The organism is Desulfatibacillum aliphaticivorans DSM 15576 (assembly GCF_000429905.1).
GTDB classification, from domain to species: domain Bacteria; phylum Desulfobacterota; class Desulfobacteria; order Desulfobacterales; family Desulfatibacillaceae; genus Desulfatibacillum; species Desulfatibacillum aliphaticivorans.
In genome coordinates this window covers 1-25,917 of the sequence record NZ_AUCT01000042.1, presented here as the reverse complement: position 1 = coordinate 25,917, position 25,917 = coordinate 1, and the positions used below count along the sequence as shown (strand labels likewise).

15 protein-coding genes and 1 pseudogene are annotated in these 25,917 nt (G+C 53.1%); 10 read left to right on the top strand and 6 right to left on the bottom strand.

Annotated features, from left to right (window positions below; translation table 11 throughout):
- Nucleotide 1 precedes the first annotated feature (1 nt).
- From G491_RS0125085 to G491_RS0125065, 5 genes are all read right to left on the bottom strand, one after another.
- Nucleotides 2-1,396: an acetyl-CoA hydrolase/transferase family protein gene (locus G491_RS0125085; protein ID WP_028316492.1), complete on the bottom strand. Its 1,395-nt coding sequence runs from the start codon at nucleotides 1,394-1,396 to the stop codon at nucleotides 2-4.
- On the bottom strand, nucleotides 1,393-1,671 hold the full coding sequence (locus tag G491_RS32460; RefSeq protein WP_012610355.1) for a hypothetical protein: 279 nt from the start codon (nucleotides 1,669-1,671) through the stop codon (nucleotides 1,393-1,395). The genes G491_RS0125085 and G491_RS32460 overlap by 4 nt, the downstream gene beginning before the upstream one ends.
- 3 nt (nucleotides 1,672-1,674) lie before the next feature.
- Entirely contained in the window at nucleotides 1,675-3,129 is a 1,455-nt protein-coding gene (locus G491_RS0125075) for a 4-hydroxyphenylacetate 3-hydroxylase family protein (RefSeq protein ID WP_028316491.1), read from the bottom strand.
- 482 nt (nucleotides 3,130-3,611) lie between these two features.
- A complete protein-coding gene (locus G491_RS34620; RefSeq protein ID WP_051327518.1) occupies nucleotides 3,612-6,305 on the bottom strand; it encodes an ATP-binding protein in 2,694 nt (897 codons plus the stop codon).
- 249 nt (nucleotides 6,306-6,554) lie between these two features.
- The gene (locus tag G491_RS0125065) at nucleotides 6,555-10,949 is read right to left on the bottom strand and encodes a lectin-like domain-containing protein (RefSeq protein WP_157468565.1); all 4,395 of its coding nucleotides are present in this window, start codon (nucleotides 10,947-10,949) and stop codon (nucleotides 6,555-6,557) included.
- A gap of 213 nt (nucleotides 10,950-11,162) precedes the next feature.
- Here G491_RS0125065 and G491_RS32450 point away from each other — a divergent pair, with 213 nt between their 5' ends.
- Both G491_RS32450 and G491_RS0125050 read left to right on the top strand, forming a co-directional pair.
- The gene (locus G491_RS32450; protein ID WP_035220129.1) at nucleotides 11,163-12,470 is read left to right on the top strand and encodes an NfeD family protein; all 1,308 of its coding nucleotides are present in this window, start codon (nucleotides 11,163-11,165) and stop codon (nucleotides 12,468-12,470) included.
- 85 nt (nucleotides 12,471-12,555) lie between these two features.
- A complete protein-coding gene (locus tag G491_RS0125050; RefSeq protein WP_028316489.1) occupies nucleotides 12,556-13,314 on the top strand; it encodes a slipin family protein in 759 nt (252 codons plus the stop codon).
- A 41-nt stretch (nucleotides 13,315-13,355) separates the two neighbouring features.
- Here the strand turns inward: G491_RS0125050 and G491_RS34615 are convergent, their stop codons facing one another.
- Nucleotides 13,356-15,347: a PP2C family protein-serine/threonine phosphatase gene (locus G491_RS34615; RefSeq protein WP_051327517.1), complete on the bottom strand. Its 1,992-nt coding sequence runs from the start codon at nucleotides 15,345-15,347 to the stop codon at nucleotides 13,356-13,358.
- A 675-nt stretch (nucleotides 15,348-16,022) separates the two neighbouring features.
- Here G491_RS34615 and G491_RS0125040 point away from each other — a divergent pair.
- The 8 genes and pseudogenes from G491_RS0125040 to G491_RS0125000 all read left to right on the top strand — a co-directional run.
- Entirely contained in the window at nucleotides 16,023-17,015 is a 993-nt protein-coding gene (locus tag G491_RS0125040) for a TAXI family TRAP transporter solute-binding subunit (RefSeq protein ID WP_028316488.1), read from the top strand.
- A gap of 224 nt (nucleotides 17,016-17,239) precedes the next feature.
- On the top strand, nucleotides 17,240-19,291 hold the full coding sequence (locus G491_RS0125035) for a TRAP transporter permease (RefSeq protein WP_028316487.1): 2,052 nt from the start codon (nucleotides 17,240-17,242) through the stop codon (nucleotides 19,289-19,291).
- 213 nt (nucleotides 19,292-19,504) lie between these two features.
- Complete coding sequence (locus G491_RS36450; RefSeq protein WP_028316486.1) at nucleotides 19,505-20,605, top strand: RHS repeat-associated core domain-containing protein; 1,101 nt, start codon at nucleotides 19,505-19,507, stop codon at nucleotides 20,603-20,605.
- A gap of 307 nt (nucleotides 20,606-20,912) precedes the next feature.
- Nucleotides 20,913-21,149 carry a hypothetical protein gene (locus tag G491_RS35685; protein ID WP_157468564.1) on the top strand — a complete coding sequence of 79 codons (237 nt, stop codon included), beginning with the start codon at nucleotides 20,913-20,915 and terminating at the stop codon, nucleotides 21,147-21,149.
- Between the two features lie 784 nt (nucleotides 21,150-21,933).
- Nucleotides 21,934-23,190: an RHS repeat-associated core domain-containing protein gene (locus tag G491_RS36445; RefSeq protein WP_248635523.1), complete on the top strand. Its 1,257-nt coding sequence runs from the start codon at nucleotides 21,934-21,936 to the stop codon at nucleotides 23,188-23,190.
- 41 nt (nucleotides 23,191-23,231) lie between these two features.
- Nucleotides 23,232-24,380, top strand: coding sequence for a hypothetical protein (locus G491_RS0125010; RefSeq protein WP_028316483.1), 1,149 nt, complete (start codon nucleotides 23,232-23,234; stop codon nucleotides 24,378-24,380).
- A gap of 261 nt (nucleotides 24,381-24,641) precedes the next feature.
- Nucleotides 24,642-24,872: a hypothetical protein gene (locus G491_RS0125005; protein WP_028316482.1), complete on the top strand. Its 231-nt coding sequence runs from the start codon at nucleotides 24,642-24,644 to the stop codon at nucleotides 24,870-24,872.
- Between the two features lie 339 nt (nucleotides 24,873-25,211).
- A pseudogene (locus tag G491_RS0125000) lies at nucleotides 25,212-25,917 on the top strand (hypothetical protein); the annotation flags it as partial.

Genomic DNA, 25,917 nt, shown 5'->3' with positions numbered 1-25,917 from the left:
CTTATGATGCTTGGGCGTATTGTTTCAGAAAGTCCTGCCGGGCCTCGTGGGGCCAGTACCTTTTACGATGCTCTTCAGGCAAGGGCCGCAACAGCGGATTCTCCTTCAGGTAGATGTTTTCAAACTCAGAGCGCAAGTCCTCCCGAAAATCGGGATGCGCGATGTTGATCAGCGCTTTGGCGCGTTCGGATACGGACTTGCCGCGCAGGTCGGCCACGCCGAATTCCGTGACGATGTAATGCACGTCGGTGCGGGCCGTGGTGACGCAGGCGCCGGGATCGATCCTGGGGACCACACGGGAAATTTTTCCCTTGGCCGCCGTGGAGTGGAAGGCCAGAATGCTGCGTCCTCCCTTGCTCATGGCTGCTCCGCGCACGAAATCCACTTGGCCGCCTGTTCCGGAGTACTGCTTGTGCCCGATGGTGTCGGAAACCACCTGGCCGTTGAAATCCACCTGCAGGGCGGAGTTGACGCTGACCATGTTGTCGTTCTGGGCGATCACGGCCGGGCTGTTGGTGTAGTCCACGGGAAACATCATGACCATGGGATTGTTGTGCACGAACTTGTAGAGCCTTTCCGTGCCCATGAAAAAGGTGGCCGCCATTTTGCCGTTATGCAGGTTTTTTTTCGCACAGGTGATTACGCCCGACTCCACCAGATCCACCACGCCGTCGGAAAACATTTCGGTGTGGACGCCCAGGTCCTTTTTATCCTTTAAAAAGCCCAGGATGGAATCCGGCACTGCGCCGATGCCCAGTTGCAGGCAGTCGCCGTCCTTGATCAACTCGGCTATATGGCCGCCGATCGCTTCGTCCGTAGGAGTGATTTTCGGCAGGGGGAGCGTGAGCGGTTTGGCGTTGGTTTCCACGATAAAGTCGATGTCGGAAACATGGATGAAGGAGTCGCCCAGGGTTCTGGGCATGTGGGGCGTAACTTCCGCAATGACCAGCCTGGAGCTTTCGGCCGCAGGCTTGGTGTAGTCCACGGAAATGCCGAAGGAGCAATATCCGTGCTCGTCCGGCGGGCTGATCATGCAAAGGGTTACGTCCACGGGAAGAATGTTGTCGGTGAACAGCCGGGGTATTTGGCTGAAGTGGCAGGGGGTGAAGATGCCCCGTCCCTGATTGACCGCGGTCCGGCTGGTTGCGCCGGCGAACAGGGAGTTATGGAAAAAATGCACGGCGTTTTCCTCCGAGCAATATTCCGAAGGCCCCATGGAGACCATGTGAACCAGTTCAACGCCCGTGTACTGCTCCTTGCCGGCCACCATGGCCGCAAGCAGGGTCTCGGGGGAGCCGCAGGCATGGCCCACCACCACCCGGTCGCCTGATTGAATCTGCGCGACCGCTTCCGAGGCTGAAACGCATTTTTGATTGTATAGCTCTTGCCAGTTCATGTGTTATTCCCATTATCCAGCATTATAAGTGTTTCCGCCATGCGCTCCAGGTCTTCTTCTTGAGAAGCCAAGTGCACTGTCTTATCCTTAAAAGGCTCGGTTTCCGCACAGGCCGACTCGCAGCCCACCACCACCAGGACATGTTCGGCTCGGGGATCGTCGTAGGATACGAGCCGAACATGCTTGGCGATTTTTTCTTTAAGGCGGTTCACGAATTCCACCCGGTCGTAGCGGGGTGTGCACCCCCCGCAGTATTTGAGCCCCACAAAAACCAAGTGTTAGTCCTCTTCTTTAATGCCGCAAAGTTGCTTGGCCACCTTTTGCTTTTGGGCCATGTTGACCTGCCTGGAAATCATGATGCGTTGGGCCTGGGGGGATCCGGCGCCGTGCATGGACTCGGTAAGGTAGCCCACGGCCGCCGTGCCCAGGGTGATGTTTTCGATCAGGCGCAGTATGCGGTTTCTGTTTTCCGTGCTGATCCCTTCACAGGTCTTGTAGTATTTGGTCAGCCATTCGCCCACCTCCGGGGATTTGAAATCGTCCTCCGAAGGCAGGGTCACCATAAGGCCGCCTGCGATGTCCTGCGCCAGTCGGGATATTTCGTAAGGAAAACGCGTGACGTTCTGCTTGCACACATTGGCCAGAAGAGTGCTGACCAGATAGGTGCCGCTGGGCTGCTTGCCGCCCTCGCAGGCGCAGGCCACGGAGCCGCAGAACAGGGTCTCGTTCAGGTGGTTCATTTCAATGATTTTGTCTTTGACATGGGAGGCCTTGGCCGCGCCGTTGTATTCGGCGATGGTCTGGGCGGCGCCGATCAGCACGTCGCCCACGCCCGCCTTGCAGGCATAGCTTTGACGGTGATAGGAGGCGAAGTTTTCCACCAACTGTCCGGCGAATTCAAACTCCTTATACATGAACACCCGTTCCCAGGGCACGAATACATTGTCGAACACCACCAGGGCTTCGTGGCCGCCGAAAAGCTGGTTGCCGCGGTCGATGGTTCCCGCCTCCAGCTTTCTGGTGTCGCAGGATTGGCGGCCCATGATGTAGGTAATGCCTTCCGCATCCGCGGGAAGGGCAAAGGAAACCGCGTAATCCGCGTCGCCTTCGCGCATGGAGATGGTGGGCATGACAATGATTTCGTGGGAGTTCACCGCGCCGGTCTGATGCGCCTTGGCGCCGCGCACCACAATGCCGTCTTCCTTTTCTTCCACCACGTGGAGGAACATGTCAGGGTCGGGCTGCTTGTGCGGGGGCAGGGAGCGGTCTCCCTTGGGATCGGTCATGGCGCCGTCGCAGGTCAAATCGTTTTCCTGCACATAGGCCAGATATTTCAAAAAGCGTTTATTATACTCGGTTCCCAGCTTTTGATCGATGTCGTAGGTGACAATGGAAAGAGCGTTCATGGCGTCCATACCCACGCACCGCTGGAAACAGCACCCTGTGAGGGAGCCCAGCAGGCGGCCCATTTTGGTCTTCTTGACCAAGTCGTCCGTGCTTTGATGAATATGGGTGAAGCGGTTGATTTTTTTTCCGGAGATGTGAGACGTGGCCGTCATCAGGTCTTCGTACTCAGGTTGATGGGCCAGCTCATAGGTCAGCTTGACTGCATTCATGGACGGCCGGATGATGGGATCGTCCACCACGTTCTCGACCTTTTTACCAAACTGGTACACCTGCAGATTGAGTTTGCGCAAACTTGCTTCGTATTGCTCGCCAGTCATCATGGCCATGGGGGTGTCCTCCAAAGCTAAAGATTAATAAACAATGTGTGCGTATAGCGTGACTCTACAATATTATTGTAACACATTGTATATATGTAAAGAATTATTTTGACAAGATGCCCTCTCGTCCGCCTGGTCCTCTATATAGCAAGGGCGGCGCCAGCGTGGAAAAACACGGGGCTGTCATAGGGAAAATCCGGGAGACGGATCCTTTTATTTAATTATAACTAATTAAAAATAATATGGAAAAATAACCGTTAACAAAAAACTAATTTTTTGTTGCGGAGGAGATAATGGGGGCGGGGGCCTTCTTTCAAACAAAGCCGGCTTGATGCTTTTTTGCATCGAAAATCAGAACCCAAAGCGGGAATGTTTTGGAAACACGGCGCAGGGAGATATTTGATGCCTATTTGCATCGATGCATTTCTGCATTGGCCGCAAAGGCCATTCCGGGGCGCCGCCCAGGGGGCATGCGCACTGTAATTTCGTTTTTAAGAGGGTTGACGGGCTTTAGCCTCGTCCAGGACCGCGCGGATGGTCTGGGCCAGCTCCGATTTGACAATGGGCTTCATGAGAAAGCCTTTGACTCCCAGGATCCGGGCCGTTTCCTGATTGATTTTTTCGCTGAATCCGGTGCAGAGAATCACGGGAATGTCCGGCCGAATCGCCAGCACGGCTTTGATGATTTGCTCTCCGGTCATGTTGGGCATGGTCATGTCCGTCATGACCAGGTCGAAGTCCTGGGGGGCCGCTTGAAAGGCTTCCAGGGCCTGGGGGCTTTTGTTAAAGGCGGTCACCTTGTATCCTATGCGCTGCAGCACCTGGCGCTCCAAATGGATGATGGACGCTTCGTCGTCCACCAGAAGGATGTGCTCCGTACCTTCCAGGGGCCTGTCCGGGATGCTGTTTTTTTGGGTTTCGGAGGCGTCGATGATGAGGGGAAGGTACACGTTTACCGTGGTTCCTTTGCCCGGTTCGCTGTATAGGCGTATGTCCCCTTTGTGGTCTTTCACGATTCCATGGACCAGGGCCATGCCCAGGCCGGTTCCCTTGCCCTGTTTTTTGGTGGTGAAATAGGGTTCAAATATTTTTTGCATGATGCTGGGATCTATGCCCACGCCGTTATCGCAAACGGAAAGGACGACGTATTTTCCCGGGGCCAGGGCTTTGCTCCACAGGTCGTCCAAAGCCAGTTCCGTTTCCTTGAGGCTTACTGAAATCGTTCCGCTTATGTCCTCAACCGCGTGAAAGGCGTTGGTGACCAGGTTCATGATGATTTGATGCATTTGGGTGGGATCGGCCAAAATCCAGCCGCAATCCTTCCGGATGTCCTGCTGGATTTCCACATTGACCGGTATGCTCGCCCGGCTGAGCTTGAGGGCTTCTCCCACGATGTCCTGGAGCCGGATAGGGCTTTTTTCCTGCTCCGCCTGTCTACTGAAAGCCAGGATTTGTTTCACCAGATCGCTGCCCCGCCTGCCCGCGGAAAAAATTTCCTGGGCGTACTCATGCTCCGGGCTTTCCGGGTCAAGATCTTCCAAGAGGAGTTCCGACATGCCTACAATGGGGAACAACAGGTTATTGAAGTCATGCGCTATCCCCCCTGCCAGGGCGCCGATGGCCTCCAGCTTTTGGATTTGTTGAAGTTGCCTTTCCATGGCGTCTTTTTCCATTTCGTACAATTGCCTGTGCAGAGCCAGGGCGTAAATCTCGGCAAGCCTTTCGATGGCTTTCATGTCTTTTTCCGTGTATCCGTTTTCCGAATTGGCCAAGGCGATCAAACCCACCAGGTCCCCTCCCATAAGGACCGGGACTCCCATAAAGTTCTCAATAGGTATATGCCCTTCCGGCACTCCTGCAGACCCGGGATGTTCGAGCGGTTGATTGGTGCAAATTGATTTTCTCGTGTTCAAGGGAACTCCCCATAGGGAATGGTATTTTCCATCCTTGCCAATGGGAAAAATGGTTGATTTATTCTCCACCCGGCATTGGCCCGTGAACATGTCCGTCAACGTGTGGGCCTCCATATTCCGGGTGTTTTTGTTGATGGAGGCGGCGAAGCCGTGTTGGCTGTTGGTAAGATTGAGGGCGTATTTCAGGGCGATGTCGCTGACCTTTTTGATGTCATATTCCTGGGACATGAGCTCGCGGGAAATGTCGGCCCTGGCGGTGTTCAGCCTCAGTTCCCATTTGAGCGCAGCCTCGGACTGCTCCCGGCCGGAAATATCCCGAAAATTCATGAGAACCCCCTGGATGGAGGGGTCTTGCGTCATGTCCGTAGCAATAACTTCAATGGGTTTGTATTGACCGTCCTTGCACAGGTAACGGCACTTGAGAGGCCTGACTTTAAGATTCTCCTCAATCACTTTGATGAATTCCTCTTGGATTTTCCGTTTGTCGTCGGGGTGGACCCGTTCCAAGCCATAGGTCCCCACGACTTCTTCCGGCTTCCAACCAAACCATTTTTTCATGTTCGGGCTGACGTATTGCATTTTTCCCGTGGGACCGATAACCACAATGACGTCGGAAATGTTGGAGATCATTTCATGGCGTTGCTTTTCACTATCGAACAAATCGACTCTGGCTTTGCGGAAGTAAACCATCAATATGCCCAAAGCCACGGCGAATTCCAGGGTGGCGCCTATCAGATATCCGTATGGGGCGAACCATTCCACCGGACGCAGGAACGGATAGTCGGCCTTGTGCAGTCCCCAGATAATGAAGAGCCAGCCGGTAAAGGCCATTTCCGGCCCTTTGAGGCCGTCTGACCTGATAAAGCAAATGCCCGTCCAAATGTAGACTACCGCCAAAAAGGTGAATGTCGGAAAAGACATAACCAGGAAAGAGAATTTCAGGAGGATGCTGCTAATAATCCATAAGAAGCCCGCGGCGCCCAGGTATGCAAAAACTTTGGGGAAAGGCCTTTTTACAAATAGATATGCGCCCCATAACAGCAGGATTCCGCTGACCAGGCTGGCCGTTTGATTCAATAATAACAGAAAATCGTTGTTGTACCCGTTAATAATGAAGAGCATGACAGCGTATCGCAGCAGATACACCAACCAGCTTGACGCCCACACTGCCAAATAGTTTTTGCGATCCTGGTGATACAGGTAGCAAAAAACGAAAAAAAGCAGCGCAGTGCCGACTGATGTGGCGACAATGCTGGGCGCCAGCCATTCCATAGGTTAATCCTTTATGAGCGGATGGAGATTTTATTTCGGGCGAATAAACGCCTGCTCCGGTTTGGGCGAACAGTCAGGAAATTGTGATGCAAAATGCGTGCAATTATTTTTTAAAAAGAACCTTGGTTTTGAAATGAATATAAAATTTTGATCAATGAAGGGTGGTTATGTGTTTTTTTTTAACGTGAAACACCGCGGGTTTTCCCCTCCATCCCATACAACGGCGCGGCTCGAGGCGGGAGATGGGTTTTATTTGACGCGCACCTGAAAGTAGATGGTGCAACTGGGATCGTCCGTTCCCGAAGCGGCGAAGGTCCCCTTGGGGCTTACCCGCAGGCGCCGGACCTGGTCGTCGAATCCGTCGGCGTCCCCGGAGGGCGCGTATGAGAAATCCGTTCCCGCGGCGTATTCCGAGAAATCCACGTCGTCCGTGGTGCTGGCCAAACTGGTGAAGGTGTACGTCAGGCCGCAGGGGGGCGTGCCGGAACTGCAGTTGAACTGAATCGGGCCTGAGCCTGAGCCTCCCAAATCGCCCACAAAGAGTTCGATGTTGGAGTCAATGGGATCTGTCATGACAAAGGAATTTGCGTCCGCAGCGCCTCCGAAATTAGTCACAAGCACGGAATACATGACGTAGGCCCCTGGGATGGCCTTGGGATTGGTGGTGTTGTTATAGGGATCGTACACCGTCTGGGCGGTTTTCAACACCGTGAAGTCGGGGGGCAGGTACACCCTGAACTGAGTTGTCGCCATATCGGTTACCAAGCCTTCCGTTCCTTCATTGGCGGTCACGCGAATCGTATACAGATCCGGGTCCGTAGCTGCTGTAATGGGAATTTCCCATTCAAAGGTTCTCGTTCCGGCCGTGTTGGCTACATCCGTGGTCACTGGCGAGGCATCCTCGTAGACAATGTTCGATGATGAGTCGAGAATTGCCAGAGAGGCGCTGGCGATGTCCTCATAGCCAAAGGGGTCGGATACCACAGCCCGAATATAGATGGAGCCGAGCGTGGAAGCGTCATATGTTGTAATTACCGACCCGCCTCCGGAAGCATAGTCGTCGTCATAGACAGCCAAACTGTCTATTGAGATGACCGTGGTGGTGGTCAGGTCCAGGTAAGATATGTCGGGATCGGTTCCATCTTCCTCAGACCATATGGTAACACGCTCGTTTGAACTGCCTGAACGGTTGTATACCTGAAGTCTAAGGCCTTCCCCTGAATAGAGCGTCGTAGTTGTGCTTGGCGTGATTGTAAAAACGTACTGCTGCTTTCCGTCAATGGTTACGCTCTGATCAACAGATCCTATCAGGCTGAAATTGTCGTCATATAATCTGATTGTCAGATCGCGGGTTCTCCCTGGGCCGTCTTCGGACAAGACTAAATATACGACCTGAGGAACTCCGCCGGGAATAACCAATGTCCCGGTGAGGTTGGGGGACAATGCCCAGGTGCCGGTTTGATAGTTGCCATTGACTGTAAATTCCGAGTCGCCGCCCGCCGTGGGATCTCTGGTCAATATCCTCGGGTCCCCGTAATTTAGCCACCAGGAATCATTCCCTCTTACATAGAGAGGCTTGTTTCCCGCGGACGGTCTGACCACGGTGGTGGAGTCCGTATCCGTGTTATTGGTTTCATTTGTATCGGTGGAAATGCCGGCGACCGTGGCCGAGTTAACAACCGTTCCATAAGCCGAAGGCTGGACGAACACCTCGATTTCCAGGTCGTCCAATGATCCGTTTCCCGCCAGAGGGCCCGCGTGTACAAAGGTGTAATCCTGGCCGGACGAAGCGGACAAGGACCACCCCGTCCCTGAGTGGCTCGTGTAATTTAGTCCGGAAGGCAGTGTGTCCACCACGTAGATGGGGCCGGCTTCGGCGTTGGAGCTGTTGTTGTCCACCTCGATGGTGTAGGTTCCATTCGTGCTGACCGTGAAGTTTCCGCTGTGGCTCTTGTTGATTTCCAGGTCCACGTTGTCCGTCACCGTGGTGGGATCCGTGTCCGTATTGTTGCCCGCGTCCGTATCCGTGGAACTGCTGGAGACCGTGGCGGTGTTGGTGAAGGTCCCGATGGTCCCGGAGGCGGGCGTCACATTTATGTACAAAGAGGGCAGGGTGGCGCCCGTGGCTAAGGGGCCGGCATGCACAAAGGTGTATACCTGGCCCGAGTTGGAATACAAGGACCAGCCCGTACCCGACGCCGATGAGTAATTGAAGCCCGCGGGCAGGGTGTCCGCCACGTAAATCGGCCCTGGGTCGGCCGTCGAGCCCGTGTTTGCCACGTCAATGGTGTAGGTTCCCGTGGAGCCTACGGAAAAGTTTCCCGTATGGGATTTTGTGATGGAAAGGTCCACCCAAGGCTCCACCGTCACCGTGTCTGTGGCTTCATCGTTGCTGGACGTGGGGTCAAAACTCGTCGCATACACCGTTACGGTGTTGTCCGCCGTGGGATAGGCCGCCGCGCCCACCGTCGCAACAATGGAAAGCGTGGGCAGCGAGGCGCTGACGTTCAATGGTCCGGCGTGGGTGAAGGTGTATTCCTGACCGCTGGACGCAGCCAGGGACCAGCCCGTCCCGCTGAAAGAATCGTATGTCAGCCCTGTTGGAAGCTCATCGTAAACGGTGATGGCTCCGGTTTCGTCATTGGGTCCGTTATTGGTTACGGCGACGTCAAATGTAACGTTGTCGCCAATACTGAAGCTGGCGCCGGTGTGGGATTTGGTTACGGCAAGATCCACGGAGGGCAGGACGATTGTAGAGTCCGTCGCCGTATCGTTGGTTGCATCATCGTCGTTTGTACTGCTGGAAACCGTTGCTGTATTGACTACGGTTCCCACGGCGCTGGAGGAGGCGTAAACCGTAACGGTCAGCGTGTCCAGGCTGCCGCCCGAGGCCAGGGGGCCTGCATGGGCGAAGGTGTAGTCCTGGCCCGAGGAGGACGCCAGGCTCCAACCTGTTCCGGAGACGGAGTTGTAGGTCAGGCCCGTCGGCAGGGTGTCCATCACGTAAATAGTCGCTGCAGGATCTTCCGTAGGGCCGTTATTGGTCACCACAATGTCGTAAGAGCCGGTGGATTCCGATCCGAAATCGCCGGTGTGGCTTTTAGTTATGGAAAGGTCCGCCAGAGCGTGGACCGTCACCGTGTCCGAGTCCGAATCATTTGTGTTGTCTTGATCCTGGGAGTCGCTGGTTACCGTCGCCGTGTTGGTAACTGACGGGTAGGCGTCTTCATCCACGGCTACGGTCACCGTCAAGGCGGGCAGGTCCGCTCCATTGGCAAGGGGGCCGGCGTGGGTCCACTGATACGTCTGCCCCGAAGAGGACAGCAAAGACCACCCGGTTCCTGAAATGCCTACATACGTCAAACCCGCGGGCAGGGTATCTTCTATGACGATGTCTTCGCAATAATCCGGGCCGTTGTTATGAACGTCAAAAGAAAACGTCCCGTTCTGGCCGACATAAAAATCGCCGGAGTGGGACTTGTCAATTTCCACATCCACCGGGCCTATGATCACGTCCGCTGTCTGGCTTTCGCTGATGGAGCCGAAGTTGTCGCCGGAAACCGAAAAGTCGTTGGAAAATGTGCCCGGATCCAGATCCGTGTCCAGGGATACGTCAAAGGAAATGCTCATGGTCCCTGTATAAGGGGGAATGGGCGTGGCCGACATGTCCCAGACAAGCACTTCCCTGCCGCCGGAAGTGGTGACTGTCGGATCGGTCGTTGTCGCTCCGGTTGTGGAGCCGGTCACGTAATGAAAGCCTTCGGGCAAGGTGTCCGTGATCTGTGTACCGATAGCCGCCACCCGGCCTTCATTCAAAATGCTGATGGTGTAGGTCAGCTCCGTTCCGGAATACAAGTCAGCCTTGTAAACGAAAGACGGGCTTACGGTCTTGTCGGCGGTGACGTCCGGCGTATTGGGGATGATGTATTGTTCGTTGTACGAACCGCCGGTGGAGCCGGTGAATCCGAAATACACCATGTTGTCGCCGCCGAAGACGTTGTTCACAATGTCGTTGGTGTAAGTCAGCCTTTGGGTTCCGTCGAAATAGACGGTCATCACATGCGTGGTGGCGTTCCAGGTGATGCGCAGGTCGTGTTCATCGCCGTCCTCTATGTTCGATGACGAGGGATCCGCCTGGATGGGGCCTGCGCCCGCGTGGTTGGGCGTGCCCGAACAGTTTGAGCCGGAGGGCGTGTACACATTGACGCCCACATGATCGGCCGCCGGATCGCCGCGGTTGGAGTTCTGCCAGGTGTCCACCTCCACGCTCACGGAGGGGCAGATGCCGTTCATGCCGATCCATTCGCCGCCGCCGGATGTGTCGCCAAACGCCGACGTTCCCGCCGGGTCGTTCTGGAGGGCGAAGGAAATGCCGTCCGCGCCGTTGCTATCCCGGGTTCCCAGATAGATGCTGAAGGAGATGTCAAAGTCGTAATCCAGGTCAATCTGGGTTTCAATCCAGGCGGAGCCTGCCTGATTGGTCGTATTTGCCGTTAGCTGAATGCGTTCGTTGGGGCCGCCTTGGTCAAGCCATATCGCGTGGCCATTGACCGCCCAGCCGCCGAAAGCGGCGTTTGCGAAAAGCAAACAAGCAATGGTCAGGGAAAAAAATAGAATATAGGTGCGGCGGTTAAACACTATCACTCCAAGCAAGCAGGGCTTTCTGATGAAATTTAGCCTTGTTCAGGCCTGAGCATTGTATCCCATAATAATCCTCGGAGTCAACTTCCCGAATAAAATAGAATCGTTATTTTTACCAGGGAGCGCCTTTCGGCCGAAAGCCCTTGCTTTGCCGTGCGAGCTAAGGTAATTATACATATCATTCTTATAAAAAGGGCGCCTTTTTAGGGAGGGATCATGCGTATATTGACCAAATCCGGGTTGGTTTTTGCTTTGGCTCTACTGGTCTTTGGCGTGTCTGTGGGCTTAGCCCCTCTTGCCTGGGCCGATAAGGGGGAAATCATGGTTATGGAGATTTCCCAACCCATCGGCGCAGCCACAGCCTTTCTCATGGAAAAATGCCTGGACGACGCCGAAGAAGCCGGTTACGCCTGCGTGATTTTCCAGTTGGATACGCCTGGAGGCTCCCTGGAGTCCATGCGCCGCATAGTCATGGCCTTTTTGGACGCCAAGGTTCCTGTGGTGGTTTACGTTTCCCCTTCCGGGGCCAGGGCCGCTTCGGCGGGAGTGATGATCACCAATGCCGCGGACGTGGCGGTGATGGCGCCGGCCACAAATATCGGCGCCGCCCATCCGGTGAGCGGAGACGGCAAGGAAATCAGCGAAACCATGAATTCCAAAGTCACCAATGACGCCGCGGCCGCCGCCAGGAGTGTGGCTGAAAAAAGAGGGCGGAACGCCGAGTGGGTCGAAAAAGCCATTCGGGAAAGCGTATCAGCCACGGAAACCGAAGCCCTGGAACTGAACGTCATCGATTTCATCGCCAAAGACATGCCCGAATTGCTGGAAAAGCTGGACGGCATGGAAATTCCCGATAAAGGGGTATTAAGGACCAAAGACTGCACGATAATCAACTATCAGACCACATTGCGGGAAAAAATACTCAGCGTGATCGCCAACCCCAACATCGCTTTTTTACTCATGAGCCTTGGCATGCTGGGCCTTTATTTTGAGTTTGCCAATCCAGGGGCTGTTTTTCCCGGAGTGGTCGGCGTTATCAGCATACTGGTTGCGCTGTACGCCCTCCATACGCTGCCGGTCAACTACGTGGGGATCATGTTGATTCTACTATCGGGCGTCTTTTTTGTTTTGGAGACGCAAATCGCAAGCCACGGAGCGCTTGCCGCAGGCGGAATTGTTTCCATATTTTTGGGGGCGACCATGCTTTTTGACTATGATGTTACAGGATTGCGAGTGGCTTGGAGCGTTTTGATTCCCACGGTCTTATTTGTTGGGGCGTTTTTTGCAATCGTTGCGGCCCTGGTGGTAAAGGCCCACAAGGCGAAGATAAGGACCGGCGAGGACGGGCTTGTGGGAGAAAAGGGCAAGGTAACCCAGGCTTCCTCGGAAACCCAGGGCAAAGTTTTGGTGCACGCCGAAATCTGGAACGCCAGGTTTCTGCAGCCCATGGCGCCGGGGGATCCCATTCGGGTTGCCTCCGTGGACGGACTGCTGTTGATTGTGGAAAAGGACACAGAGCGGTAGCATTTGCTCGGATGAAGGCGACTAAGTTTTTATTGGCGTTCTTCATCGCTGTCATCCTGATAATTTTCTTAAAGGAGGGAACGGCATGGTAGTAGCAATAGGCGTTATTCTTGTACTTGCAATTATCTTGTTGCTGGCGTCCATCCGGATTTTGAACGAGTACGAGCGGGGCGTCGTATTTCGTCTTGGCCGGTGCATCGGCGCCAAAGGCCCGGGCCTGATCATCCTGATTCCGGGAATCGACAAGATGTTGAAGGTCAGCCTTCGCCTGGTCGCCCTGGACGTGGACCCCCAGGACGTAATCACCCGGGACAACGTCTCCGTTAAAGTTAACGCCGTCATCTACTTTCGGGTTGTGGATACGGTGAAGGCCACCATTGAGGTGGAGCATTATCAATACGCCATGAGCCAGCTCGCCCAGACCACCATCCGAAGCGTGTGCGGCCAGGCCGAGTTGGACGAACTGCTTTCCGACCGGGACAAGATCAACAACCAGTTGCAGGAGATTTTGGACACCCATACGGATCCGTGGGGGATCAAAGTGGCGAATGTGGAGTTGAAGCACATTGATCTTCCCAACGAAATGCAGCGGGCCATGGCCAAACAGGCCGAGGCCGAGCGCGAAAGGCGCGCCAAGGTGATCAATGCGGAAGGCGAGTTCCAGGCCGCCGCCAGGCTGTCAGAAGCCGCTGTGATTATAGAAAAAACGCCTGTGGCCCTTCAGTTGCGCTATTTGCAGACGATGCGGGAGATGTCGGCGGAGAACAATTCCACCACGATTTTTCCCTTGCCCATCGACCTTTTTACCCCGCTTTTAAAGGCCATGTCCAAGGATAAGGAATAGACGGGAAGCCGGAGCGGGCGGAGTTCATTCGTCCGCTTCGGTTAAACCATGTCAGGCAGCTTAAGCTGTTTATACTCCGCGCCCTGCTCCAGGATTTTGATGATCACCAGGGTTACATCGTCTTCCTGCACTTTGGGGGAACGGAACGCATTCAAGGACTCAAGCACCTTGTCCACAATTTGCTCCGCGGGCAGATGCGCTTTGTCCGCAACAACCTTTTGCAGGTTCTTTTTGCCGTAGTATTTTCCCTCAAAATTCGAGGTTTCCCAGATGCCGTCCGTACCCAGGATGATGATGTGCCCGGGGCTGATGCCGGTCTCGTATTGCTCGTAAACCGAGCTTTCAAAAGGCCCAAGAATCAGGCCGCCGCCTTCCAGAGTTTCGAAAACCTTGTTCGTGGGATCGTAGACCATGGCCGGATCATGCCCGGCGTTGGCGTAACGGACCACCATTTTGCTGATATCCACTTCCGCCAGGAACAGGGTCATGAACTTGCCCGAGTCGGCCACGTCAGGCGCCAGCTGCTTATTGATGTCCGACACGATTTGCGCCAGATCCCCGTCACGCCTGGATCGCCTGCGCACCAGGGCTCGGGCCGTGGTCATAAGCAGCGCTGCGCCCACGCCATGCCCGGTGATGTCTCCGACGGCTACAGTCAAACGCTGTTCTTCATTGGCCTTCAGAAAATCGAAATAATCCCCGCCCACCTGCTGCGCTGAAACGCTTCTGGCTGCAATGTCCAGGCCGTTCACCTTGGGCGGCCGCTTGGGCAGCAGGCTCTGCTGCACTTCCCGGGCCAGTTCCAGGCGCTTGCGCCAGGCCATGGTTTCCTCCAACATGGGAACCATCCTGTTGAACCCCTGGATAAGGGAGTCCCACTCGTCGCCTGTTTTCAGGTCAACCCTGACGGAGAAGTCGCCCCTGGAGACTTTGGTCACTCCTCGGATGACTTCCAGTAAGGGGCGCGAAAAACGGCGGGCGCCTACAAAGGCGGCCAGGGTGACCAATAATAAGGTGGCAAGCGCCGCCATGCCCGAAAGTATCAGTGTGGAGCGGGTGTAGCCGTGCAGCGTTTCCTCCACTTGCTGCGACCTGGCCTCCACCACAGAGAGAGGCGCCATGATGACGAAGCACGGCCCTTTCTGGGTTGGGGCCCAGGCCCACACGTAGTCCTGACCCATATACGGAAGCTCGCCGGCGCCGGATCCGCCCCGGGAAATGGAGTCCAGGACGCTTTTCATGCGCTTTGCATCCGGAGAAGCCAACCATCGCCCGTGCCTCGGCCCGGACCAACTATCCGACCCCGGCGATTTTTGCGCCAGGATTTTCAGGACCGGGTTTCCTTTGCTGGCGCTGGTTCCGAACTCCACCAAAAAGGAAAGAGTTGTCTCCCTCCAGGGGGCGGGGGTGACTCCCTGATTGAGCTTGTCCAGGGCGTCGATTTCCAAAGCGGCAATCCGTTTGAATCCATGAGTCCCCTCGAAAACGGCCAAAGCTGTATATTTTGAGGAGTTTCTGTCGGAATAGACGTCATGTTCCATCCAGGACACGCTTCCGGATTCCCGCCGATTCTTCATGGCCTCCTGAAACCAGCCCACGGCCGCCGCGTCCAAGGATTCCGTGGTCACGGAGCCGGCTTCCAGGGACATGGATTGGCCGGATTCGCTGATCAGAACCACCTTTTTTGCGGAATGGGGAAAGTTTGCCAATAACGCGGCCATGGGCTGAAACATGTCCGCCGGGAAGCCGCCCTGTTCCAACTCAGCCAACTGAGCTTCTTTGCTAAGCTCCAAAAGGCCGAGTTCAATGGCTTGCCGGGTTCGCTGAAATATCAGGGCCTGGGTCTGGGCTGTCTGAAGCAGCGTCCTTTGCGAGAGCTCCTTAAAAGCGGATCGCGTGTCCAGGGATATAATATCCACAATTTGCGTTATGCCTGCATGGCTTGCCAGGGTGATGACGAGAAGGGGGAAAAGACACAGGGCCAAAAGCGTGGTGAAGTACTTCCATCTGATCGTTAGTTTGAGAGTCCGCATGTTATGTCCTTTCGGCTCTCGAATGAGGTTGACCAGACGGCATGGATAAAGTGATTTTCATTGGCAAGGCCGTGCGCCAGGGGAGGAGGGCCGAGCCTGCGCCGTCGGAGTTGTATTGACGCAGGGGCGAAAATTCTAAGGATTTCGTATCCATAGTTTATAAGAAATCCGAGAAAGGGCGAGTTGCCGGACTCCTGGTCCGCATTCAAAAAAACGGCGAAAATGCTTTGTTAGGGCAAAAGGCGTCTTAACAACGGAAAAAACATTAGCATAGGCGCCAAGGGCTTTCAAGCCCGGAACTGGAGCCCAACGGTAAAATCAACGGCCGATTTTTTGTAAGTTTTTCGGGCGAGGAATATTTACTTTAAGTTGAAACCGGCCGTAGCAGGGAGGGCAATGTGTTTTCCCTAGAATGGACTTGTGTTTTGGAGAAAGATTCCTAATTTCTTTTCAAGAACGTGAAATTTATGTTATACGTGATTTAAGTATTGGACACCGGAATACACCTCAAGCAAAATCCGGACTTGCCTGTTCCGGGGTTAACCCCAGGAGCGGACAAGAAACCCGTTCTCCACTAGTTGATCAAAATCTGGCGTCAGGCGTTTGGATTCAGCCTGAAACAGGCATAGTAGATCTTTGCGTTTGGCGTCGTAAACACAATCGAAGGAGGAAATTATGAAAAAAGCGCTAATTCTGTTCATTGCCGTACTGTTTTGCATCACCGGGTTTGGACCCGCGTTCGCCAAGACTTTTGTGACCATCGGTACGGGCGGCGTCACGGGCGTCTACTATCCCACGGGCGGCGCTATCAGCAGAATGGTCAACCAAAAGTCCAGCGTGTATGACATCAAAGCGACCGTGGAATCCACCGGCGGCTCCGTTTACAACATCAATGCGGTTTTGTCAGGCGACCTGGAATTCGGCATCGCCCAGTCAGACAGGCAGTTCCAGGCTGTCAAAGGCATGGCTGAATGGGAACAAGCCGGTCCCCAGAAAGACCTGCGCGCCGTATTCTCCATCCATCCTGAGTTGATGACCTGTGTGGCCCGCGCGGACCTCAAGGCCAAAGACTTCGGCGATCTCAAGGGCAAAAGAGTGAATATCGGCAACCCCGGATCCGGCCAGTTGCAGAACTCCAAGGACGTGCTGGAAGCCTACGGCATGACGGAAGACGATATTGTGGCCGAATACGCCAAGGCCGTGGAAGCCCCCAGCCTGCTCCAGGACGAAAAAATCGACGCCTTTGTGTACACCGTGGGTCATCCCAACGGAAACATCAAGGAAGCCACCTCCGGCCGCATTAAGGTTTCCATCGTGCCTATCGCGGGCGCCGGCCTGGACGCTGTTATTGCAAAGTATCCTTACTACGCCAAGAGCTTCATCAAGGTGGAAAACTACCCCAACGCCGTGAATGATGCAGACGTTCCCAGCATCGGAGTCAAGGCCACTCTGGTGAGTTCCGCCAATGTCAGCGACGACGTGGTGTACGCCGTCACCAAGGAAGTTTTCGATAACCTGGAAGCCTTCAAAAAACTGCACCCGGCTTATGCTGTGTTGAACGCCGAGGAAATGCTTCAGGGCCTTTCCGCTCCCATTCACCCCGGCGCCCTCAAGTACTACAAAGAAGCCGGTCTGGTGAAATACATCAAGCCCGAACTCATCAAATAACTGAAACACCCAAAGGCGGCCGGACGTTTATCGCATCACAACGTCCCGCCGCCTTTTTTCACAGGGAGTGTGAGATAGCAACGGCTGCTTTGGCGCGCACCGGATAGCGCTGAATCGCAACCCATTCAATCTACTGCTGAAAGGGCCCCCAGGCCGGTTTGAAGCCCGGCCCGTTGCGTCATGCCATATGCTTAAGCGCTCGCGCTCTCTGCCAAAGGGATTCCATGAGTGAGCAGCAAAATCTGACATACGCACAAGAATTATTGAAGGCGGAGAGCGGAGACGTCCGATCCCTCCGTCCTTTTGAAAAATATTTGGTGGGGATCATCGCCACCGGCTGGGCCGTTTTCCAAATGGCTCTGGCAGGGGGCGCCTTTATTTTGGACGGCACCAAAACCCGCGCCTTCCACCTGGCCTTCGCCATAGCCCTGCTTTTCCTGTTAACTCCGCTCATGCGCAAAGCGCGCAAAGGAATGGAGTATTTTTTCGTCACGGACCGCATTCCTTTAATGGATTACGCCCTGGCTGTCATAGCCGTCATCGCTTCCCTGTATATTGTGATTGATTACGACGGACTGGCTTATCGGGCGGGCATGCCCATTACCCGGGATATTGCGTTCGGCGTCGTTCTGGTGGTGGTGCTTCTGGAAGCGGCCCGCAGGGTGATAGGCCCCGCATTATCCATCATTGCTATTGTTTTTACCGTGTACGCCTTTTTGGGGCCTTACATGCCGGACTTCCTGGCCTTTAAAGGGGTTTCCCTCCGTAAATATTGCAGCAACATCAGCCTGAGCACGGAAGGCATTTACGGCATCCCGTTGGGAGTGTCCGCTTCCATCGTCTATCTCTTCGTCCTTTTGGGCGCCTTGCTGGATAAAGCCGGCGCCGGACAATTTTTTACCGACCTGGCCTTGTCCTTTTTGGGAAAATACAAGGGCGGGCCGGCCAAGGCGGCTGTCGTGGCGTCGGGAGCGACCGGCCTGGTTTCCGGGTCCTCCATTGCAAACATTGTGACCACCGGGCCCTTCACCATTCCTTTGATGAAAAAGGTCGGCTATCCCGCCAAAAAAGCCGCCGCCGTGGAGGTGGCCTCCAGTACGGACGGCCAGTTGATGCCGCCCATCATGGGCGCTGCGGCGTTCATCATCGCGGAATATGTAAACGTGCCGTACATCGAGGTGGTCAAGGCCGCGGCCATTCCGGCCTTCGCCTCGTATTTCGGCTTGTTTTGCATCACGCACCTGGAAGCCTCCAAGCTGGGAATCAGCGGACTCGCCAAGCATGAGGTCCCCGTATTTTTCCAGACCCTCAAGGGGGGGCTGCACTACCTTCTGCCCCTGGGCGTCCTGCTTTACGAATTGATCATCCTGCGTCATTCGCCGGAAATGGCGGCGTTCAGGGCCATCCTGATTCTTTTCGTCGTTATTTTCTATCAGGAGCTAAGGAGGTCGTTCAAAGCGGGAACCGGAATCGGCCAGGGATTTATGGACTCCATACGAATCATCGGCATGGGCATGATCCAGGGATCCAAGAACATGATGCCCGTGGCCCTGGCCTGCGCAGCAGCCGGCATTATCGTGGGCGTGGTGAACATGGGCATAGGCGGCATGGTCGCCCAGATCGTGGAGACGCTCAGCCAGGGCAACATTTACCTGTTGCTTTTGATTACGGCCATCGCCAGCCTGCTTCTGGGCATGGGATTGCCCACCACGGCGACCTACATCGTCATGGCTTCCCTGACCGCGCCCATCATTGTGCAGGTAGGCGGAAACTTCGGCTTTGTGCTGCCCCTGATCGCAGCCCATCTGTTCTGCTTTTACTTTGGGATTCTGGCGGACGACACGCCTCCGGTGGGGCTGGCGGCCTACGCCGCCTCGGCCATCGCCGACTCAGATCCCATCCCCACAGGCATCCAGGGATTCAAGTACGACATCCGAACATCGGTCATCGCCTTCTTGTTCGTGTTCAACCCGGATCTGCTTCTTTGGGAGATCACAAGCTGGCCCCAGGCCATCATGATTTTCGTCATGGCCCTGGTCGCCATGTCGGCCTTTGAGTGCTTCGCCCAGAACTGGTGCCTGATAAAAAACAAATGGTACGATATCCCCTTCTTCCTGGCGGCCTCGTTTACTCTTTTCCATCCGGGAGGAGTCGCGCATCGATTCGGGGTTGGGGAGGAATACAAGTATTACTTCTTCCTGCTCGGCCTGGCGATTTACGCCATCCCCGTCTTCATGCAAAGCATGAGGAAAAAAAACCTGGTGGAGGCGGCCTGATTACCCGGAAGCATTAGGGCGTCCCGCCTTACCGCATGATAACAAAAAAACGGCCTGGGGAATTTTCCTCGGGCCGTTTGTATTTTCGCTATTATGCCTGTCATTGTTCCGCCGTTTTCCTCCACGGGATGACGGTGTCCTTCGGCCGTGCTGAGGACGGAATCGGGAGCATGACCCGATTTATGGCATAGCCTGTATGAAGTCGAAAATGGAGTGGCGACAAAGTACATCTTCGGAGCGGACCGGCGCATCGCCAAGATCACGGACGGGGAGGGCATCCAGTATTTTTCCAAGGATCATCTGGGAAGCTCCACCGTGGTGACGGACGACTCCGGCGCCGTGGTGGAGCAGGCCGATTACCGGCCCTTCGGCGAGGACCGCTTTTACACCGGTTCCGTGGCAACGCCCACGCCCTACAAATACACGGACCAGGAGCTTGACGCGTCCACGGGCCTTTACAATTACGACGCCAGGCATTATGATCCCGCCATCGGCCGGTTTATCAGCCCGGATTCTTTGATACCCAATGTCTACGATCCCCAACAGCTCAACCCCTACGCCTACTGCCGGAATAATCCGTTGATTTATATTGATCCGACTGGGCATTGGGCAGGGGCTGTTGCAGGGGCGGCAATAGGAGCAGTATCTGGGGCTGTTGCAGGATTTTCCTCTAATACTTCTCCCATGGGAAGTATAGTTGGAGCGGTAACTGGGGCACTTGTTGGTGGTGTAGTAGGCGGCATATTTGGTTCAGTCGGCCTTTTGGGTGCAAGTGATAAGGTTGCGACAACTTTAGGGGCCGCCGCTGGCGCACTTGCTGGTGGAATGGCTAACAGAGCTGCAAGTACTTATCATGATGCAAGAGTGGAGGAAGGTTTATCAAAAGAAAAGGCATTAGCTAAAGCAAGGAACCAAGCCTGCAATCCTGTCTCTGAGATAGTGGATACAACCCTTGGCGTTACTAATGCAAAGGTTGCACAAACGGCCGTGAAAGCAGTTGTAAGTAGAGTTGGAAAAGAAAAAGGACTTGAAAATCTCACTGGTTTGACAGTCACATTTACATTGGAATCTCTCGAAGGACTTTTGCAGAACCTCATTGGAGGTTACAGGAACAATAAGAAAAAGAATAATGAACAAGAGTATGGACCTCTTTCCGATGATACCTCAACAGGTTCCAATGCTCCTACAGGAGGCTCTTCTTTAGATACCGATCAAGAATCTAACTCCCATTCAGATGCCCGTTCTGGGGAAGAGGATAGTATGAATTCCGAATCATTTCAGAATTCTGAGGGTAGTACTGACAATCAACTATAACAGTAGAGGATTGTCTTCAAGCGATGAACTTGTTGTCAGGCATGGAGTGGAAATGAGCATGGTAAGTAATATTGATGGGATGATATACTCATATGATATGGGATTGATATCAAAGTTTTTCAATAATATTCTATATATCATAATCGTTCTGCTCCTGCTATTACTATCTATTGAAGCATATGATAGGTGGACCCATTGCCCAACAATCTCATCCCTGTACCCAGAAACAGTCCTCACTTTTATAGCCCCAGTTTTTTGCTTTTTATATATTATTGTAAGATTATTTTTCTTTAGGATGCCTTATAAGATGATATTTGATATGAAAAAAAGAGAGATAACTATTTGGTTATTTTTTAAAAATCAACCAATAAAGTTTCCACTTAGTGACTTGCGTTCAATGCTAGTAAATATTGCTGTACATTTTGTTCTAAAGGATGGAAGAGTTTATGGATGCCCTGCATTTCAAGATGATTTTTTTTCCTTTTTGGAGTTGTACAAAATTGATATTGAGTGGGGTAGAATTGGACAAATGCGTCGAAAATGACTTTTAGTGACTTTTAAATTCTGCGGGACATCCATGATAAGTAAAGTCAAGGGAAAAATGAGTGACTTTGGGGGACGTGTTTAAGAAACTAAGAAACTCAATATCCTCTTGAAATCATAAATTATTTTGGATAATTTTGGTTTGGGTGAGGGGCAATTAAGGCAAAAGTAACGGTGAAACAGGTGAAGTTTCTTGGGGACATCCTATAATGTCTCCTGTCAAGGGTGATTTTGATTTTTTGTAATTCCCATAAAATCAAGCAGATATCAATTTGCCACTTTTTCGGCCGCACCAGTCCTGAGGCATTTGCAGGCAATGCCTTGCGGTTGGTATGGCGGGTTTCCCTCCTAATGGCGCTCCCTTGGCCTCATCGTTATCAGTATCCGGCGTCCCACACCTTGCTGTGAATTCGTGGGGACGTCCCTTAATGAATTCGTGGGGACGTCCCTTAATAAGTGACTAACTGTATATCTTTTTGAAATCATATATTATTTTTCATTACATAGGGGCCATATTTTAGCAAAAACGGCGGTGAGGCGGGTGGAAATGCCGTTGGTTTGAAGGCTATCCAAGCATTGCCCACTCGGACAAGTTGCAGGCTATCCACAATCTCTTTGCTTGAACAAAATGCCGCTCCGCGATCCCGGCGGCGTAAAGCAGGGACTCTGCCAGGGCTACCCAAAAAAGGCGCCGGCTGACGAGCGAGGCCTCCACGTCGGGCTCCATGGCCTGGACCTACGACTCCATAGGCAACATCCTGTCCAAGTCCCAGGACGGATCGTCCATGACCTACTCGTACAACAGCGTCACCCATAAGCTGGATGCGGTCACGGCCGGCGGAACCGTATATAACTACTCCTACGACGCCAACGGCAACATCACGGCGTGCCCCAAGTTAGAAGGGGCCGGCAGCATCAGCGCCACCCTGGCCATTGACTATAACGTGGACAACATGCCAACCCAGGTGGTGAAATCCGTGTCCGGCCAGCCGGACGTGACCACAAACTTCTATTACGACGGAAACGGCGCACGGGTGCGCAAGGAAGTAGTGGGCGAAAGCACGACCTTTTACGCGGGCAGCCTGTATGAAGTCAAAAATGGAGTGGCGACCAAGTACATCTTCGGCGCGGACCGGCGCATCGCCAAGATCACGGACGGGGAGGGGATTCAGTATTTTTCCAAGGATCACCTGGGAAGTTCCACCGTGGTGACGGACGACTCCGGCGCCGTGGTGGAACAGGCCGATTACCGGCCCTTCGGCGAGGACCGCTTTTACACCGGTTCCGTGGCAACGCCCACGCCCTACAAATACACGGACCAGGAACTGGACGAGTCCACGGGCCTTTACAATTACGACGCCAGGCATTATGATCCCGCCATTGGCCGGTTCATCAGCCCGGATTCTTTGATACCTAATGTCTACGATCCCCAACAGCTCAATCCCTACGCTTATTGCAGCAATAATCCGTTGATTTATGTCGATCCGACGGGGCATGCCTCAGTCACAATATCTGTTCATGACCCAACGCCAGGAAAGGAGGGGATGATAAGTTTTGGGCATCGTGCAGGGCATGTTGCATTGACTGTATCTCTTGATGACGGTACCGTTTATACGAGAGGGTTGTATCCATCGGAGGAAGCAACCACATTCTCAGTATTAACAGGACAACCAGTGGATGCAGCGTATCGCGACGATACTGAATTATTGAATAGAAATGATGAATATGGGAAACACTATACAATGGAAGTACCCAATGAAGTTGCAAAGGAAGTATATAAAAACATGTTGGAAAAGAACAGACGAGTGGAAGAAGATGATTTAAGCTATGATTTAAATGCAGATGAAGGGGAGAATTGTGTTACGGCAACTACTAGTGCATTAGATGTCGACGGAATAGAAACACCAAGCGGCCGAGAAAATGATGGGGGCATCCCTAATCCAGACACTTTTGATAGGCAACTCAGCGAAGATGACAACTGGGGGGCACAGGAATTTGGAGGAGAGGATGAAGGCAATGATTATAGTGGCGGATTGCCTTAGAAACAGCATTGTTTTGTAAAATGATAAGAGGGAGGCCAACTATGTCCAAATATTTAGAGCTGTTTGTTAGACGGTCAATTTTCTCGTTCAGCATTTTTTTTATATTTTTCGGGGGATATGCTCTTTCCCAACAGGGAGATGGCATCCTGCATAATGTGGATGAAAATACAGTTGCTGCAGTTTCTAAAGCCAGTTTACTTCCCGGGAAAATTGTTAGAGTAGATGATTCAGAATACAAGTACCCCTTTATGGTTTATAACGCCAGCCTTGATAATTGGAGTGAGTACGGCCCTTGCCTTCAGGACGAGTTGCGCTTTTTTTATACATTCCCAAGAGCGTGGGACCTACTTGATGATTTTATGGTTTGGGCTGAAACGAAGGATAATCTGATATACATGGTGCCATTTGCAGGAGAAGGACATTGCCGGAAGATGCAGATCGGACCAATCGCTTCAAATGTTTTGGACCTTGAAATCTCTCCTGATAAAACCAAAATTGCCTGCCTATTGGGAGTTAACAAAATTCATTATGTGGATGAGAAAAATGAAAGGTTTGACTTGGGAGTTCGGTGTCGGTTAGTAGTTTTAGATATTGCATCCGGCAGAATAATCTCGCCGGATAGCCTATTGGCCTCTGATGCTGGTTTATGCTGGCTTCCTGATTCCAAGGCGATTGTGTACAGCGCTTTTAAAGACACCTCCCTTTATGATGAAGACCAGGGTTCTAAAGGAGAAGGTTCTTTAAGGTTCGTATTAGATGACGAACCGGGAATAAAAACAATATTTGGGGCTCCTCGGTTTGTCAAGGGGGTATTCAAACTTGATATCAATACTTGGGAATCAGAATACATTGTAGATGGAAGTTGGCCTATGTTGAATTCCTCTGGTAACTATATTTTGTGCAGGGGTATGAATGAAAATATCTGTGTGGATTTAGAAACAAAAGCAACCAAACCATTTGGTCTTTCCAATTTGCCAGGGTTTCCCATTATGTTTTCTCCCGACGGTAGGTTCCTAATGTGCATGAGGCCCAGTTCAGGTATTATCCACCGTAGTAAAAACATTTTCAGTGTATTGGTCGTGGATACCAATGACAGCTCCAAATGTTATCATGTTGACGGAGCTTATGGCACTCATAGAGTCAAATACGTATGGATAGATAACTTGCCAACGGAGGAAAACGACAATTGAAGTTGGTGAAGTTGGGGACATCCTATAATGCCTCCTGTCAACGGTAATTTTAACTTTTAAAGAATCTCGGGGACGTCCCTATGAATCTCGGGGACGTCCCTAGCTAATTCACTAACTCTATAGAATCTCGGGGACGTCCCTAGCTAATTCACTAACTCTATATCATTTTGAAATAATGGGTGATTTGGATTCTACGGGACGTCCCTCAGTAAATCAGTAACTCTATATCATTTTGAAATAATGGGTGATTTGTGACTGCTTTTGGCCTGGGTTTCTTCTCAAGCAGCCCTGGCTTTTCTATGCACCACCCTTTTCATCCTCCCCCTAACTCTGCTCCTGGCAGACCGGACAATCTTCTCCACCGCCGCGCCCTTTGCCTCATCGGTCATCCTCCGCCATCTGCTTGTGGCCATGAGCGCCGCAATCTTGCTGCGGGCCATGGCGGACGATCTTTCCAGGTACTCCAAATACTGCTCCCGGCTCATTTTATAAGAATTCTGGGGGACGTCCCTTACTAAGTCACTAACTTTATATCTTTTTGAAATCATGGGTTATTTTTAGATAAATTGTTTCTGGGGGACGTCCCTTAATAAGTAACTAACTCTATATCCTTTTGAAATCATATATTATTTTAGATAATTTTGGTTTTGATAAGGGATAAAGCAGGGCCGAAATGACGTTGAAACAGGTGAACATTCATTTGATTTTAGGCATGGGAAACGCGGCGGTTACGACAAGTTGCAGGCTATCTACGATCTCTTCGGGTGAACAACATGTCGCTATGCGACCCTGGCAGGATAGGGCTCTGCCAGGGCTACCCAAAAACAAAAGATGGTGGACTACGCCAACGGCGTGACCACGGAGCATACCTACGACCCGGATTCCACGCGGCTCATGGCCATCCAGACCTCCCATGGCGCGACCGATTACCAGAACTACGCCTACACCTATACGGACGGCGGCAATATCGCCTCCATAACCGACAACATGCGGAGCCACGCATACACCTACGCCTACGACGATCTGCACCGGCTGACGAGCGAGGCCTCCACCACGGGCTCCATGGCCTGGACCTACGACTCCATAGGCAACATCCTGACCAAGTCTCAGGACGGAGCGTCCATGACCTACGCCTACAACAGCGTCACCCACAAGCTGGATGCGGTGACGGCGGGCGGAACCGTATATAACTACTCCTACGACGCCAACGGCAACATCACGGCCTGCCCCAAGTTGGAAGGGGCCGGCAGCATCAGCGCCACCCTGGCCATTGACTATAACGTGGACAACATGCCAACCCAGGTGGTGAAATCCGTGTCCGGCCAGCCGGATGTGACCACCAATTTCTATTATGACGGAAACGGCGCCCGGGTGCGCAAGGAAGTGGTCGGCGAAAGCACGACCTTCTACGCAGGCAGCCTGTATGAAGTCAAGGACGGCGCGGCGACCAAGTACATCTTCGGCGCGGACCGGCGCATCGCCAAGATCACGGACGGGGAGGGGATTCAGTATTTTTCCAAGGATCACCTGGGAAGTT